Origin of the sequence: Epibacterium sp. MM17-32 (genome assembly GCF_022348205.1) — a bacterium.
Lineage (GTDB): Bacteria > Pseudomonadota > Alphaproteobacteria > Rhodobacterales > Rhodobacteraceae > Epibacterium.
Genome location: NZ_JAKRFC010000003.1, coordinates 279,543 through 294,003, shown reverse-complemented (window position 1 = coordinate 294,003; position 14,461 = coordinate 279,543). Strand labels below are relative to the sequence as shown.

Annotated in this window: 15 protein-coding genes; 7 read left to right on the top strand and 8 right to left on the bottom strand. The window is 65.2% G+C overall.

All coding sequences use genetic code 11. From position 1 onward, the window contains the following. The first annotated feature begins 41 nt into the window (after positions 1 to 41). Entirely contained in the window at positions 42 to 1,004 is a 963-nt protein-coding gene (locus MHM88_RS07175) for a hypothetical protein (RefSeq protein ID WP_239361830.1), read from the top strand. Between the two features lie 106 nt (positions 1,005 to 1,110). On the opposite strand, the gene MHM88_RS07170 is transcribed toward MHM88_RS07175, so the two are convergent. From MHM88_RS07170 to MHM88_RS07155, 4 genes are all read right to left on the bottom strand, one after another. Further along, a complete protein-coding gene (locus MHM88_RS07170; protein ID WP_239361828.1) occupies positions 1,111 to 2,604 on the bottom strand; it encodes an inorganic phosphate transporter in 1,494 nt (497 codons plus the stop codon). Positions 2,605 to 2,704: 100 nt separating this feature from the next. Beyond that, positions 2,705 to 3,163, bottom strand: a complete 459-nt coding sequence (locus tag MHM88_RS07165) for an NUDIX hydrolase (RefSeq protein ID WP_239320712.1) — start codon at positions 3,161 to 3,163, stop codon at positions 2,705 to 2,707. A gap of 163 nt (positions 3,164 to 3,326) precedes the next feature. Beyond that, positions 3,327 to 5,822: an ATP-dependent helicase HrpB gene (hrpB, locus tag MHM88_RS07160; RefSeq protein ID WP_239361817.1), complete on the bottom strand. Its 2,496-nt coding sequence runs from the start codon at positions 5,820 to 5,822 to the stop codon at positions 3,327 to 3,329. Between the two features lie 26 nt (positions 5,823 to 5,848). Then, complete coding sequence (locus tag MHM88_RS07155) at positions 5,849 to 6,598, bottom strand: DUF3108 domain-containing protein (RefSeq protein WP_239361815.1); 750 nt, start codon at positions 6,596 to 6,598, stop codon at positions 5,849 to 5,851. Between the two features lie 124 nt (positions 6,599 to 6,722). Here MHM88_RS07155 and meaB point away from each other — a divergent pair, with 124 nt between their 5' ends. From meaB to MHM88_RS07135, 4 genes are all read left to right on the top strand, one after another. Then, positions 6,723 to 7,724, top strand: coding sequence for a methylmalonyl Co-A mutase-associated GTPase MeaB (gene meaB, locus MHM88_RS07150; protein WP_239361805.1), 1,002 nt, complete (start codon positions 6,723 to 6,725; stop codon positions 7,722 to 7,724). 301 nt (positions 7,725 to 8,025) lie between these two features. Continuing rightward, on the top strand, positions 8,026 to 8,316 hold the full coding sequence (gene rpmB, locus MHM88_RS07145) for a 50S ribosomal protein L28 (RefSeq protein WP_239320722.1): 291 nt from the start codon (positions 8,026 to 8,028) through the stop codon (positions 8,314 to 8,316). A gap of 163 nt (positions 8,317 to 8,479) precedes the next feature. Then, positions 8,480 to 8,824 carry a hypothetical protein gene (locus MHM88_RS07140; RefSeq protein WP_239361803.1) on the top strand — a complete coding sequence of 115 codons (345 nt, stop codon included), beginning with the start codon at positions 8,480 to 8,482 and terminating at the stop codon, positions 8,822 to 8,824. Between the two features lie 80 nt (positions 8,825 to 8,904). Next, positions 8,905 to 9,417 (top strand): copper chaperone PCu(A)C, encoded by a 513-nt coding sequence (locus tag MHM88_RS07135; protein WP_239361801.1) that lies wholly within the window; start codon positions 8,905 to 8,907, stop codon positions 9,415 to 9,417. 51 nt (positions 9,418 to 9,468) lie between these two features. On the opposite strand, the gene MHM88_RS07130 is transcribed toward MHM88_RS07135, so the two are convergent. Then, a complete protein-coding gene (locus tag MHM88_RS07130; protein WP_239361799.1) occupies positions 9,469 to 10,170 on the bottom strand; it encodes an NAD-dependent deacylase in 702 nt (233 codons plus the stop codon). 126 nt (positions 10,171 to 10,296) lie between these two features. Here MHM88_RS07130 and MHM88_RS07125 point away from each other — a divergent pair, with 126 nt between their 5' ends. After that, complete coding sequence (locus tag MHM88_RS07125) at positions 10,297 to 10,743, top strand: low molecular weight protein-tyrosine-phosphatase (RefSeq protein ID WP_239361797.1); 447 nt, start codon at positions 10,297 to 10,299, stop codon at positions 10,741 to 10,743. 55 nt (positions 10,744 to 10,798) lie between these two features. Here MHM88_RS07125 and MHM88_RS07120 read toward each other — a convergent pair whose 3' ends face one another. The 3 genes from MHM88_RS07120 to MHM88_RS07110 all read right to left on the bottom strand — a co-directional run bounded on the left by MHM88_RS07120 (position 10,799) and on the right by MHM88_RS07110 (position 12,541). Further along, the gene (locus MHM88_RS07120) at positions 10,799 to 11,764 is read right to left on the bottom strand and encodes a LysR family transcriptional regulator (RefSeq protein ID WP_239320735.1); all 966 of its coding nucleotides are present in this window, start codon (positions 11,762 to 11,764) and stop codon (positions 10,799 to 10,801) included. A gap of 259 nt (positions 11,765 to 12,023) precedes the next feature. Further along, on the bottom strand, positions 12,024 to 12,341 hold the full coding sequence (locus MHM88_RS07115) for a hypothetical protein (protein WP_370645679.1): 318 nt from the start codon (positions 12,339 to 12,341) through the stop codon (positions 12,024 to 12,026). Between the two features lie 5 nt (positions 12,342 to 12,346). Beyond that, entirely contained in the window at positions 12,347 to 12,541 is a 195-nt protein-coding gene (locus MHM88_RS07110) for a hypothetical protein (protein ID WP_239361795.1), read from the bottom strand. 11 nt (positions 12,542 to 12,552) lie between these two features. On the opposite strand from MHM88_RS07110, the gene lepA reads away from it, so the two are divergent. Further along, positions 12,553 to 14,352, top strand: a complete 1,800-nt coding sequence (lepA, locus tag MHM88_RS07105; RefSeq protein WP_239361770.1) for a translation elongation factor 4 — start codon at positions 12,553 to 12,555, stop codon at positions 14,350 to 14,352. The last annotated feature ends 109 nt before the right edge of the window (positions 14,353 to 14,461 follow it).

Sequence of the window (14,461 nt, the reverse complement as noted above, 5' to 3'; positions counted from 1 at the left end):
ACAGGGTGGCGGCGAAACACGCATCCGAAAGGACCGGTATCATGGCGGAAGGACATATCGTGGTTCTGGGCGCCCCGGCACCGGCCGGGTTCTGCGCTGCGCTCTGGGCTGCGGCCGGGCATTTGGTCACCTGGATTGCGCCACCGGACTGGCAGGCGGCCTATCTGCGCGACGGGGTGCATCTGACCGATCACAGCGGCCTTGATGCGCGTGTGGGCGCCGACACGCTGGCCTGCACCACCAGTCCCGAGATCCTGAGCCAGGCTGCGATGATCGTGGTGCTGTCCGCCACACCGGAGGCGTGCGCCCTGCTGCGCGCGGCCGAGACCGAACCGGCGACCGCGCCGGCGTCCCGCGGCGCTGCTGCACCCGTGCTGCTGTTTCACGCCGGGCCTGCGGTATCGATGGCCGACGGCCCCTACGATCCGCGCCCGTCCTGTGTGCCATCGGCAGAAGGGGTGCTGCCCTGGCAGGTGGAGGTGCGGCAGCAGGCGGGACCGCTTCGGCTGCACCGCTGTGGGAGCGGGCCGCTCTTGGTGTCAGAGGCGGCCGGGGCAATGGCCCGAGAGCTTGATGTGCCCTGCCTCGAAACCACCACCCACCGGGATATTCCCGGCCTCCTGTGGGGGCTGCGACTGGCGGAGCTGTTGCGTATCAATGCAGGCGAGGCGGAGGCGCCGGATCTGCCGGAACACCCGCAGGCCCTGTTGCAAGAGGCGCTAGGCACTCTGGCACAGGCGGGCATACGGCCCTGCTTGCCCGGCGGCGTGCCCTTTGCCCTGCGGGTTGGACTGTGGCGGTCACGCCTGTTGCCAGCGTCCTGGCGCGACGGGCTGGCAAGGCCTCACTGGCCGGGGCCGCTGGGGGACCAGCGCGCCGCTGCAATCGAGACCATGTTGGCGCAGCTTCTCCGGATGGGGCGGCGACATGGGGTCGAGATGCCGGAGACCTCTGCCTGGATCGACCGTCGCAGGCAACGTGCGCCGCTGGGGGCGGAGCGCTGATCCCGGCCCACCACGCAGAGTTATTTGCGACGCACTGTCCAGGGCGCACTGACAGGCGGGCAGGCGGGCGGCAGGCAGGCCGGGGTGGGCAGGCGGGCCGGGGCGCTCAGCGGCCGAGCAGATGCAACAGCGTATAGATCCCCGCCGACAGGGCGGCCGACAGCGGCACGGTGATCAGCCAGGCGGCGAGAATGGTCAGCACATGGCTGCGGCGGACCAGACGCCGGCGGCTGCGGTCCTCGCGCGGCAGGCCGGGACGCGCGGCGCGAGCGCCGATGCGGCGGGCGCGGGCGGCCATGTGCTCGCGGTAGAAGCCGACGCCGAACACGGCACCGACCGCAACATGGGTCGAGGACACCGGCATGCCGAGCCAGCTGGCCACGATCACGGTCAGCGCGGCGGAGGTGGAGACACAATAGGCGCGGATCGGGTTGAGCTTGGTGATCTGGCTGCCGACCATGTTCACCAGCCGGGGGCCAAACAGCAACACCCCCATCGCCATGCCAAGGGCTCCGATCACCAGCACCCAGAGCGGCACCGGGATCGGGGCAAAGGCGTTGATTTCAGCCGGGTGGGTGCCGCCGCCACTGTTGGTCATGACCTGCATGATCGTGGCCAGTGGCCCGATCGCATTGGCGACGTCATTGGCGCCATGGGCAAAGGACATCAGCACCGCGGCGATCACCAGCGGCAGGCGGAACAGCGCCTTGATCGCGCCCTTCTGGTGTTCCAGCTGGGCCGCGCGGTGCAGCACCACCGGGCGGGCGACCAGATAGGACAGCGCACCGGCGATCAGCCCGGCCAGTGCGGCCTGGTCGGGCGTGGGGCTGGCGATGCGCTCCGGCAGCTTGAGCGCGAAGAACACGGCAAAGGCCCCGCCCATGCCGGCCAGCAGCACCGGCACCCAGCGGCGCGCGGCGGCCATCTTGTCCGGGCGGTTGCTGATCAAGCGCTGGATCAGCGCCAGCAGCGCCATCGCCAGCGCCGCGCCGATCAGCGGCGACAGCATCCAGCTGGTCGCGATGCCACCGAAGGTCAGCCAGTCCACGGCGGCAAACCCGGCGGCAGCGGTGGTGGCGCCGAGGATGGCGCCGATGATGCTCTGAGTGGTGGAGACCGGCGCCCCCAGCCAGGTGGCCAGATTGACCCAGAGCGCCGAGGCGATCATGGCCGACATCATCGCCTGCACCATGATCTGGGGCGCGCTCACGGCCGAGGGGTCGATCAGGCGGCGGGACACCGTGGCGACCACCTCGCTGCCGCCCAGAAGCGCGCCGGTGACCTCTGCCAGCGCCGCGGCGATCAGGGCGGCCGTCATCGGCAGGGCCTTGGCGCCCACTGCGGGGCCCATGTTGTTTGCCACATCGTTGGCGCCGATGTTGAGTGCCAGATAGGCGCCAAAGACCGCCGCCACCATGGCCATGATCGTGGTGGGTGAGGTGCCCAGCACCAGGGCGGCCTCCAGCCCGGCCAAGGCCATGAACGCCAGCGCCAGCCCCAGCCCCAGCAGCGGACGCACCACATAGCCGGTCACCCGCTCCACCTGGTTCAGGCGGGCAAGATCCTTGTCCAGGGATCGCCAGTCGGGGCGGGTCGTCATGGGGTTGCCTTCCTTGCGCATGTCTGCAGTCCCAGGGTGCGCGGGGGACCCTGGCGCAGGCACAGGCTGAGATCGGAATGTGACACCTGCATCACGGCGATCAGAAATTGTTCAACAAATCGCGCAGCTCCGGTTCGTCGACACGGGTTGCGGCCTCGGCCGGCGACATCCAGCTGCGGCTCCGTTCGTGGGCTTCGGGAAAGCACTCCTGAAGCTCCTGCACCTCCACCGCGTAGACCAGCGTTTCCAGCGGCTCAACAGCGCCATTGTCGAGACGCTTGTCGTAACTGTAGCAGCCCAGGGGCGTCTCGTCGAAGCGGCTTTTGGCGACGCCGGCCTCTTCCCAGGCTTCCTGAACGGCGCTTTCGGCGCTGGTCTTGCCCGCCATCGGCCAGCCCTTTGGCAGCACCCAGCGACCGGTGTCGCGGCTGGTGATCAGCAGGACCTCACGCCCGGTATCGGTCTGGCGATAGCACAACGCCGCCACCTGCAGCCGTCGCGGGCGCGACAGCATCGGCAGGAGGGTCTGGGACCAGAGCTTGTTGAGGGCGTTCAGCATGGGTAGCGGTCATGGTCCGGAGGTGTCCGGGCGGCCTTGTTGGTTGCATGTGGCGATTGACCGACGGCACCTATGCAAAACCGACCCTGTTTGCAACGATTAAATGACAGGGGTGTTTGAAATTGCCCGAAATCAGCCCATTATGTGTGGGAAAACGCACGTTTCAGCCGCGCGGGCGGGCACGCAGGGTCGCTTCGGCCTGGGTCGGGTCCTCGGGCCAGGGGTGTTTGGGGTACTGCGCGCGCATGTCCTTGCGCACATCGGCGTAGGAGCCGGACCAGAAGCCCGGCAGATCGCGGGTGATCTGGATCGGGCGACGGGCGGGCGACAAGAGCGTGACCTTCAGCGCCACACCCGCCACGGTCGGGTGGCGGGTGACGCCGAACATCTCCTGCAGGCGGACCTCGATCCCCGGCGTGTCGCCCGCGTAGTCAATGGGGATCTTGCGCCCGAGCGGTGTCACGAAACTGCCCGGAACCTCACGGTCAAGGAGCTGGGTCTGCTCCCACGTCAGCGCGGCGCGCAGGGCCGGGAGTGCGTCGAACCCCTTCCAGTCGGCGTCGGTGCGCACGCCCGTGAGCATGGGCAGCAGCCAGTCCTCGAGAGTTGCCATCAGGCCCGCCTCGGAGAAATCCGGCAGGTCGTGGCCTTCGGCGCGCAGCAGTTCGACACGGGTGGCAAGCCGCGCGGCGGCGGGCGACAGGCGCAGGCCGAGGTCACGCACGCCGTCGAGCATGGCGGTGGCGGTGGCCTCGGGCGGGACGTCCTTCCAGATGCGGTCGTCCAGCACCAGCGCGCCAAAGCGTTCCTGTTTGCGCGCCACCACGCGGCGGTCGCGTTTGGACCAGCTGCAGAGGTCCTGCCAGTGGATCTGATCTGCGAACAACGCGCGGATTTCGGCCAGGGTGATCTGTGTGGCAAGGCGGATCTTGGCCTCGCGCGGATTGCCATCGCTGTCGGTGACGACAAGATAGGGGGCCGCGGCCAGCGGGTCGGAGTTTTCCAGCACCGCGCCCTTGCCACCGGAAAGCACATAGCGGGCGTCATCACCCTTGCGGCGCTGGGCCACCCGATCCGGATAGGCCAGCGCGGCCATGGCTGCCGGAGAGAGTGGATCTGATGTGGCGGGAGCGGCGGGTTGGCCCGCGGCGCGGGGCGCAGCGTCGCTCTGCCCGCCGCGTTGCCGGCGCAGGCGCTTTGCCTCACTGGTGATCGCCTGCAGCGCGGGGGTCTTGACCTGATAGGGGCGGCGGTCGCGGAAGCGGCGCAGATCCCGCAGGGCCTCAAGACGCAGCGCCAGATCGACCGGCGCGCCACGCAACGGATCGCGGTCCGCCATCAGCGCCGCCAGTGTGGCGCTCTCCGGTCCCGCCACCGCCAGCATATGCGCCAGACGCGGGTGCAGGGGCAGGCGGGCCAGCGCGCGGCCATGGTCGGTGATCCGCATCTGCCCATCCAGCGCGCCGAGCATCTGCAACAGGGCACGCGCCTCGGACAGGCTGCCGGCGGGGGGCTGGGTCAGCAGCGGCAGATCCGCGGGCTCTGCCCCCCAAAGCGCCAGTTCCAGCGCCAGCCCGGTGAGGTCTGCGGCCTCGATCTCGGCCGGGGGATAGGCCATCAGCGCGCCCTCTTCGCCCTTGGACCAGAGCCGATAGCAGGTGCCCTCGGCCACGCGACCGGCGCGGCCCTGTCGCTGGGTGGCTTCGGCACGCGTCACACGTTCCGTCACCAGCCGCGACATGCCTGCACCGGGATCGAACCGGGCGCGCCGGGCCTGTCCCATATCCACCACGACGCGGATGTCCTCGATCGTCAGGGAGGTTTCGGCGATGGAGGTCGCCAGCACCACCTTGCGCCCCTCGGAGACGGGGGCGATGGCGGCGCGTTGCTCGGCGAAGGGGAGGGCGCCAAACAGCGGGCGGATCTGGCAATTCCCGGGCAGACGGGCCTCCAGCGCGCTGGCGGCACGGCGGATTTCGCCCTCGCCGGGCAGAAACACCAAAAGGCCACCACCGGTGTCGCGGGTCTCACCTTCTGCGCGGGTGACCAGATCCACCAGCGCGTCCAGCTTGCGTGCCTTGGCGGGCAGGGGGCTGTCGAGCCAGCGGGTTTCGACCGGGTAGCTGCGGCCCTCGGAGGTCACAATGGGCGCGTCCATCAAGTCCGCCACCGGGCCTGCGTCCAGCGTGGCGGACATCGCCAGCAGCAAGAGATCGTCGCGCAGGGCGCCTGCGACCTCAAGGCAGAAGGCGAGCCCCAGATCGCCATTGAGGGAGCGTTCGTGAAATTCGTCGAAGATTACCGCACCGACGCCCGGCAGATCCGGGTCCGATTGCAGCATCCGGGTCAGGATGCCTTCGGTGACAACCTCGATGCGGGTGGATTTTGAGGTCTTGGCCTCGCCGCGCACCCGGTAGCCGACGGTCTGGCCGGGGCTTTCCCCAAGGGTTGACGCCATGCGCTCTGCCGCGGTGCGGGCGGCGAGGCGGCGAGGCTCCAGCATCAGGATGCGCCCGGTGGTCAATCCCGCCTCAAGGATCGCAAGCGGCACCTTAGTGGTCTTGCCCGCACCGGGGGGCGCTTGCAGCACCGCACGGCCCCGCGCGCGCAGAGCATCAATCAGGTCGGGGAGCGCGTCATCAATCGGGAGCCGTATCATGGCGGCGCTTATCGCCAATCGCGGGCTTAACGTCCAGCCTGCGTAAGCCCACCTTGCAGCGTGACAGTGCCAAAAACCGTGGCGACTTTGGCGGTGGACATGTGGAAACGCCCCTCCGGCCCGGCCTCGTAGCTGAGTTCGAGGTCAAAGGACTTTGCCCGCGCCAGTTCTTGCGCGCTGTAGCCGTCTTCGCGGTGCAATGTGCCCCGGCAGACAAACCCCGCTCCCTTTGGACGTGGCGGGCCAAGAACCAGCCGCGTGCGTCGTGCCCCATCAAAGATCGGCTGATCGAAAGAGCAGAGATCATCTGCGGCCTGCGGTGCCACTGCGCGGAAAATGGCAGTTGCCGGATCAACCGTGTCGCGCTGGTGGTTTGGGCGAAGAGGCGGGGTGTCAGAGCCAAGACGCCCGCCGGTGACCCGGGGCACGCCATTCGCATAATCGAGTTGAGCCGTCGATTGCCGCTGCCCGGTATTGACGTTTTCCAGGAACCACGCGGGCTGAGGGCCTGCGGAGGTCCAGCGCCCCGTGGCCTGCATCTCAAAGTGAACCCGCGCGAGCAGTGCCACCGCACCGGTCGAGGTAAAGCGGCTGCGCACGCCATAGGTGCCACCGCTGCGCTGGCTGGCAAGGGTGAAGGTGCCAAGTTTGACGCCCAGACCCCGCACGACATAGTGCTGCTGATCGCTTGCGGCTGGTTCATGCGCACGCAGGGCCACGGGCGCTGTGAAGGCTGTGAGCAGGATCACCCCTCCGAGGACAAGGTAACGACGCATCAAGGCAATTCCTTTCCGATCTCAAGCCCGTGTTTCACAGCGGCATCGGGGTTTTGCAGCCGCGCCACTGGACAAGCGCGCCCCGGCTGCGCCATCAATGCGCGGCAAGGACGAGAGGCGCGCCATGGACATCGCACAGCTGAGTGACAGGATCTTGAACGCGGACCGTCGGGCGCTCGCCCGCGCCATCACATTGGTGGAAAGCGCCCGTCCGGATCACCGCGCGCGGGCGGATGAGTTGCTATCGCGTCTGGCCAAAAGCGACCGTCAGGCACTCAGGATCGGATTGTCGGGCACGCCCGGGGTGGGAAAATCCACCTTTATCGAGGCCTTTGGCATGATGCTCATCGGGCAGGGGCTGCGGGTTGCGGTGCTGGCGGTTGATCCCAGCTCGGCGCGGTCTGGTGGATCAATTCTGGGGGACAAAACCCGGATGGAGCGGCTCAGTCGTGAACGCGCGGCCTTTATTCGCCCCAGTCCCAGCCAGAGCCACCTTGGTGGTGTTGCCCGCCGCACTCGCGATGCGGTGGCGCTGTGCGAGGCGGCAGGCTTTGACGTGGTGCTGATCGAAACCGTGGGGGTCGGGCAGTCGGAAACCGTTGTGGCGGAACTGTCCGATTTGTTCCTGTTGCTGTTGGCTCCGGCGGGTGGCGATGAGCTTCAGGGCGTGAAGCGCGGCATCATGGAGATCGCCGACATGATTCTGATCAACAAGGCCGATGGCGATCTGAAGGCGACGGCGACTCGCACCTGCGCCGATTATGCCGGGGCGCTGCGGCTGTTGCGCAAACGTCCGCAAGATCCCGATGGCTTTCCCAAGGCGTTGACCGTCTCGGCGATCGAGGCCGCGGGGCTGGACAAGGCGTGGGCAGAGGTGCAGGCGCTGGCCGGGTGGCGGCGCGACAACGGGTTTTGGGATCAGAACCGGGCGCAGCAGGCGCAGTACTGGTTTTCCGAGGAGGTGCGACAGGCGCTTCTGGCGCGGCTTCAGACCTCTTGGGCCAAGTCGCGCATGACGGAATTGTCGAAAAAGGTGGCCGAGGGGGCGCAAACCCCACAAGAGGCTGCGCGCGATCTGCTGACGGGGTTGGGTGTCGCGGACCTTGATCCGTCGCGCGTGGGCTAAGACCTGCGACTCAGGTGCGGCGATTGGGGTGTTCGCGGCCTAATATGGCGTGCATAGGCTTGCATCTTAGCCCTGAAATTGTAAAAGCCCGCCAGCGCTGGAGGGGATGGCGCGGGAATGTCGGCTGGAGTGCCATAAAAGCGTTGCATATGGCTTGACCATCTTTGCGATTCCTCCTAAACGCATCCAACCAGTTTTCGGGCGCAGCCAATGGCAGCGCCCTTGTAATTTGGCGACTGATTCCCAAAGGCCGGGCAGGCCGCACACGGGTCGGGACGCCGCAGATACGAAGGATAACACCATGTCGCGCCGTTGCGAACTGACCGGAAAAGGCCCGATGACTGGCAACAATGTCAGCCACGCCAACAACAAAACCCGTCGCCGGTTTCTGCCGAACCTGAACGACGTCACCCTGCAGTCCGAGACCCTCGGCCGCGGTGTGAAGCTGCGCATCTCCGCAGCCGCCCTGCGTTCCGTTGACCACCGCGGTGGTCTGGACGCCTTCCTGGCCAAAGCCAAGGACGAAGAGCTGTCCGATGCCGCTCTGAAGGTGAAGAAAGAGATCGCGAAGGCACAAGCTGCGCAGGCCTGATCGGCCCGCCTCTCTTGTGATCCTGCCCGGATTTATCTGAAAGACCGTTGGCCCGGCGCCAGCGGTCTTTTTGCATTTGCGTGGAGGGGGGGCGCGACTCTTTGCCCGCGTCTTGCGCAAGGGGCTTGAGGCGGGGGCCTCTTCCTGAGATATGACGACGCCAATGACAGTGTTCGGACGGTATATCACCCTGCTGCTGACTGCGGCCCTGCTGCTGACCGGCCATAGTGCCGCCGCCAGCCGCTTTGACCGTGATGCCACGGGGCAGGTGATCCTGTGTACCGGCTCCGGTCCGGTCACCGTCTATGTCGATGAAAACGGCGAACCAACGGGCGCGCCGCATATCTGCCCGGATTGCATTACCCATCTCCTTGATCTGGTTCAGGGCGCTCCGGCGCTGCGGGCACCGATCACAACGGCGCGACAGGCGCCCCGGCTGCCGTCGCGCGCGCAACGCGACGTTGCACCTGAACGCACGGCCCGAGCGCGCGCGCCACCGCTGGTCTGACACACCCACACGTGCGAAGTCAGACCGGTCGCAGCGCCTGCGCCCGGATACCCCCTGTTCCCGTCTCAAGGAGACCAATCATGACCCTGAAATCCCTCGGCCTTTCCGCCGTTTTCTCCGCGCTTGCTGCCGCTGCCGTCGCCACCTCCGCCTCGGCGCAGATGGTTGTGCATGACGCCTATGCCCGTGCTTCCAACAAGATGGCCGGCGCCGCCTTTATGGAGATCATCAACGAAGGCGACGCAGATGACCGCCTGATCGCTGCGCGCTCCGATGTGGCCAAGCGGGTGCAGCTCCACACCCACACCGAAGACGCCAATGGCGTGATGAAGATGACCCATGTCGAAGACGGCTTTGCCATCCCGGCCGGCGCGACCCATCTGCTCCAGCGCGGCGGTGACCATGTGATGTTCATGGGGCTGAACCGGGAGCTGGCGGACGGCGACACCATCGACGTCATCCTCGACTTTGAAAAGGCCGGTGAAGTGGCGATCGAGGTCCCCGTCGACATGGCGCGCATGCCCGAGGGCGGACATGGCGGCCACGGCGATCATTCGGGTCACGGCGATGATCACGGCGACCACTCCCACTAACACCTTTCCCCGCGACAGATCTGACAAGCCCCGGTTGACGCCGGGGCTTCGTCATTCAGGGCCGTGATGCAGCAGCGCCCGGACCCAATCGGGCACCACCTCGGTGGCCGGGCCAAAACGACGTTCGTCAAAGGCGTCGCTGATGCCCGAGGGGGCAAGATTGAGCTCGACCGTCTGTGCCCCGCCAGAGGCCGCCTCCTGCACAAAGGAGGCAGCCGGCTGCACCTGACCGGAAGTCCCGATCGCCGCAAACAGGCTGGCCTCCGCCAGGTGGTCGCCGATCTCGTCCAGGTGATAGGGCACCTCGCCGAACCAGACCACGTCAGGGCGGCTGCGGGGCGCATGGCAGGCGGGGCAGGTGGTGTCGGTGGTCATCTCCTGCGGTGCGGGCCAGCGATGATCGCAAGCGGCGCAGAGGGCACCGGCAAGCGTGCCATGCATGTGCAGCACGTTGCGCGATCCGGCCGCCTCATGCAGCGGATCGACGTTCTGGGTGACAATGACCACCTCGCCGGGCCACCGCTGTTCCAGCTCCGCCAGAGCGCGATGGGCGGCGTTTGGCGTCGCGCGGGCGGCTTGCTGGCGACGCGCGCTGTAGAACCGATGCACGCGCGCCGGATCCCGGGCAAAGCCCTCGGGGGTTGCGACATCTTCGATCCGGTGTTGCGACCACAGGCCTTTTGCGTCGCGAAAGGTGCCAAGCCCGCTTTCGGCGGAAATACCCGCGCCGGTCAGGATCACAATTTTGGTCATGGCGGGATCTCCTGTCCGGGCATCTGCTATCGGGGGCTTGGCCCGTCAGTGCAAAACCTGACATAGAGAGCGGGGCGGGTAAACACGGACCACCGTCCCCGTTTCTTCTGACCTGAGAGAGTAGCGATGCGTAAAATCCTGTTTGTCTGCCTTGGCAATATCTGTCGCTCTCCGGCGGCGGAGGCGCTGTTTCGCGCCCGCTGCCCGCAGATTGCCACCGACAGTGCCGGCACCTCGGACTATCATATCGGTGATCCGCCCTATGGGCCGATGCAGGCGGCGGCGCTGGCACGGGGCGTTGATATGTCCGATCTGAGGGCGCGGCAGTTCTCGGCTGGGGATTTTGCAGCCTTCGACCTGATTGTCGTGATGGATCATGCAAACCGGCATGAGGTCGAAGCCCTGCGCCCGTCGGGTTCCACTACACCGGTGATGCTGTTTGCGCCCATGGCCGGGGCGGCCGCGGTGCAGGAGGTCCCCGATCCGTACTACACGCGGGATTTTGACGGCTGTCTGGATCTGCTTGAGGCCGCGGCGGCGGGATTGCAGCGTCATGTGGCGCTGTCGGACTGACGCGCGCCCCCGGTTCGCCGAAGGGGTGCGTGGGGCGCGTGTCAGACAGGCGGACCTAGGCCTCCAGCACCCGCAATTGCCCAGCGAGCCAGGGCAGCCGGTTCACGGCCGGGGCAATCATCTGGCTTTGTACGAGGCGACGCATGGTTCCGGCCACTTCGAGCGGCACGGTGTCAGGCCAGTCGGACTGTGAAAACAGCGAAATGCGCCGGGTGAATTCGGTTAGGGGCAGGGCAAAGGCGTCGATCTCGTCATGGAAACGCGCGGCCCGCATATAGCCCAGCGGGGTGGTGATCGCCCAGCCGATGCGGCGCGCCACCATGGCCATCAGCGCCAGATGAGATCCGATTTCAAACCGGTCCTCGAATTCCAGCTTGCTGCGGCTGAGGTGCGACTCGATCTGTTGCGAGATCAGCTGGTCGCGGGCGTAGCGCAGCAAGGGCAGGTGGTTGAGCTGGTTGCCGACGTCATCGGGGTCGGTGACCGCGCCACGGGGGGCCACCAGGATGAAGGGTTCCTCGACCAGCGGATATTCGGTCACGCCCGGGCGCAGCTCGCCGGTGGAGGCGGCGATGCCGATGTGCAGTTCCTTTGCGTCCATGGCGCGGATGATGTCATGGCTGGATGCGGTCACCATCTTGAACCGGCACTGGGTCAGGCTGTCGGCAAGAATGGTGGCAAGCCGCGGCGTGAGGTCGTTGTCGAAATCGTCGATCAACCCGAGCGATAGCGCCGGCAGGTGCGACAGGTCCATCACCGTCAGCTCGCTCTGGGCCAGCCGCAATTCGCTCAGGACAGCCTGGGTGCGGGAAAGGAAGCTGCGCCCGGCGGGTGTCAGAACCATGGGGCGGCGACCGTGATCGACAAGATCCGATCCAAGCGCTTTTTCAAGATTGCGAAGTTGTTGGCTCACGGCCGGTTGGCTCAATCCGGTAATATCGGCGGCCTGCGCGACCGATCCGGACTTTGCCAATGCTTCAAAAACTTCCAACCCCCGAAGTGTGACGCCTTTCATCAGCATATATTCGCTCCAAAAAATCCAAACTCTGATAACTCCGTCACGCGATGCTTCTGCCGGGGGAGCGTCTGACCACTGCACAGTGCAGGCTTTTCCTGCATACACACAAAAATATATGCCGTTTTTATTTTCATTTGAATAGTTTGGGAAGAGTAAAATTATCCTTTCGGGTAATTTATGGCGGTTTTAGTGGAATCTCAAATGTAATTGGCGCGGCGGCTGGCGGAATTAACCATTTTGAATGGTGCCTGCCGCCACCATTTCAGCCGCAGATTCGTTCGGCGTCGGTTCCGAACAGCTGGTATTTCTTCCACAACCGGGAGTCGCTGCTCTTTGCGGATTGGCGCACTTCTTGTGCGCGATGCGGATCCGAGAACCATTTTGAAACCGTGCGCTGTTCGGATCGGGTCAATCGGCGTTCGGCAACCTGCTGGATGCAATGGCACAGCGACGCCTGTGCCGCGCCGCGGTCGGAGCTGCGGCAGGCGCGTTCGATGGTGCCGGCGGTGGCCTGTGGCGCGACGGGCACAAAACTCAGCGTGGTCGCGCAGAGCGCGGTGACGGATAGAAGTCGGAACACGTGTATCAATCTCCTGTTTGTGCGAAAGGACGCTGACCGATGTCGCCGCGCATATTCCATAGCTCGCGGCCGGTTTTCAATGGCGGATGCGCCGGATCGGGACCAGACGCGGCGCTGTTGCGGTGAAAGCGGTCCGGCGCCTGCAGATGGTGCGGCTCGGACGCATGATCCACCTTGACCAAAGGCGAAATCCCAATCATATGCGCTTGTCATGACAGAGCTCTCGAAAATCCGCAACTTCTCCATTGTCGCTCATATCGACCACGGCAAGTCCACGCTTGCTGACCGCCTCATCCAATCGACGGGGACGGTGCAGGATCGTGACATGAAAGAGCAGCTGCTCGACGCCATGGACATCGAGCGTGAACGTGGCATCACCATCAAGGCCAACACCGTCCGTATCGACTATGAGGCCGACGATGGCGAACGCTATGTGCTGAACCTGATCGACACCCCCGGACACGTCGATTTTGCCTATGAGGTCTCCCGCTCCATGCGCGCGGTCGAAGGCTCTCTGCTGGTGGTCGACTCGACCCAGGGGGTCGAGGCGCAGACGCTGGCCAATGTCTACCAGGCGATCGACGCGGATCACGAGATTGTCCCGGTGCTCAACAAGATCGACCTGCCCGCCTCCGATTGTGATCGGGTGGCAGAGCAGATCGAGGATGTGATCGGGATCGACGCCACCGATGCGATCCATGTCTCCGCAAAGACCGGCATCGGCATCAAGGAAACGCTTGAGGCCATTGTGCAGCGGCTGCCTGCGCCCACCGGGGATAGGGATGCACCGCTGAAGGCGATGCTGGTGGACAGCTGGTATGATGCCTATCTCGGCGTCATCGTGCTGGTGCGGATCATGGACGGGGTCCTGAAGAAAAGCGACCAGATCAAGATGATGCAGACCGGCGCGCGCTATGGCGTTGACCGGATTGGTGTTTTCCGTCCTGCCATGCAAGTGGTGGATGAACTGGGCCCCGGCGAGATCGGCTTTATCACCGCCTCGATCAAACAGGTGCGCGATACCAAGGTGGGCGACACCATCACCCACGACAAGAAAGGCGCAGAAACACCTTTGCCGGGCTTTAAGCCGTCCGTGCCGGTGGTCTTCTGCGGTCTGTTCCCCGTGGACAGTTCCGAGTTCGAGGATCTGCGCAACGCGATCGAAAAGCTGGCGCTGAACGATGCATCCTTCTCGTATGAGATGGAAACCTCCGCCGCGCTTGGCTTCGGCTTCCGCTGCGGGTTCCTGGGCCTGCTGCACCTTGAGGTGATCCGGGACCGGATCGAGCGCGAATATAATATCGAACTGATTACCACCGCGCCGTCGGTGGTCTATCACGTGTTCATGAAGGACGGGGAGATGCGCGAGCTGCACAACCCCGCCGACATGCCCGATCTGACCCATGTCGATCACATCGAAGAGCCGCGCATCAAGGCGACCATTCTGGTGCCGGATGAATTCCTCGGCGATGTGCTGAAGCTCTGCCAGGACCGCCGTGGTATTCAGGAGGACCTCTCTTACGCGGGGTCTCGCGCCATGGTTGTGTATGACCTGCCGCTGAACGAGGTGGTGTTTGACTTCTACGACCGGTTGAAGTCGGTGACCAAGGGCTATGCCTCCTTCGACTATCACATGACCGGCTACCGCGAAGACACCTTGGTGAAGATGGCGATTCTGGTGAACGATGAGCCCGTCGACGCGCTGTCGACCATGGTGCATCGGGATCGTGCCGAAATGCGGGGGCGCGCCATGTGCGAAAAGCTCAAGGATCTGATCCCGCGTCACATGTTCAAGATCCCGATTCAGGCGGCCATCGGCGGTAAGGTGATCGCGCGTGAAACGCTGTCGGCGCTGCGCAAGGACGTGACCGCAAAATGCTACGGCGGCGACGCGACCCGGAAACGCAAGCTGCTGGAAAAGCAGAAGGCGGGTAAGAAAAAGATGCGTCAATTTGGCCGCGTGGAAATACCGCAGGAGGCCTTTATCTCGGCCCTCAAGATGGACGATTGATCCCGTGACCTGAGAAAATGCGAAATAGGAAACCCGGTGCAAGCCGGGTTTTTTGCTGTTCGCTGCGCCGCGTTTGAACGCAGTGGCCCCTTTTAGAGGCCATACCAAG

Coding starts and splice junctions, on each gene's coding strand:
- MHM88_RS07170 (WP_239361828.1), bottom strand. CDS start 2,604: ATGACGACCCGCCCCGACTGGCGATCCCTGGACAAGGATCTTGCCCGC.
- meaB (WP_239361805.1), top strand. CDS start 6,723: ATGGACATCGCACAGCTGAGTGACAGGATCTTGAACGCGGACCGTCGG.
- MHM88_RS07155 (WP_239361815.1), bottom strand. CDS start 6,598: ATGCGTCGTTACCTTGTCCTCGGAGGGGTGATCCTGCTCACAGCCTTC.
- MHM88_RS07110 (WP_239361795.1), bottom strand. CDS start 12,541: ATGATTGGGATTTCGCCTTTGGTCAAGGTGGATCATGCGTCCGAGCCG.
- MHM88_RS07120 (WP_239320735.1), bottom strand. CDS start 11,764: ATGCTGATGAAAGGCGTCACACTTCGGGGGTTGGAAGTTTTTGAAGCA.
- MHM88_RS07175 (WP_239361830.1), top strand. CDS start 42: ATGGCGGAAGGACATATCGTGGTTCTGGGCGCCCCGGCACCGGCCGGG.
- MHM88_RS07165 (WP_239320712.1), bottom strand. CDS start 3,163: ATGCTGAACGCCCTCAACAAGCTCTGGTCCCAGACCCTCCTGCCGATG.
- lepA (WP_239361770.1), top strand. CDS start 12,553: ATGACAGAGCTCTCGAAAATCCGCAACTTCTCCATTGTCGCTCATATC.
- rpmB (WP_239320722.1), top strand. CDS start 8,026: ATGTCGCGCCGTTGCGAACTGACCGGAAAAGGCCCGATGACTGGCAAC.
- MHM88_RS07135 (WP_239361801.1), top strand. CDS start 8,905: ATGACCCTGAAATCCCTCGGCCTTTCCGCCGTTTTCTCCGCGCTTGCT.
- MHM88_RS07125 (WP_239361797.1), top strand. CDS start 10,297: ATGCGTAAAATCCTGTTTGTCTGCCTTGGCAATATCTGTCGCTCTCCG.
- MHM88_RS07130 (WP_239361799.1), bottom strand. CDS start 10,170: ATGACCAAAATTGTGATCCTGACCGGCGCGGGTATTTCCGCCGAAAGC.
- MHM88_RS07140 (WP_239361803.1), top strand. CDS start 8,480: ATGACAGTGTTCGGACGGTATATCACCCTGCTGCTGACTGCGGCCCTG.
- hrpB (WP_239361817.1), bottom strand. CDS start 5,822: ATGATACGGCTCCCGATTGATGACGCGCTCCCCGACCTGATTGATGCT.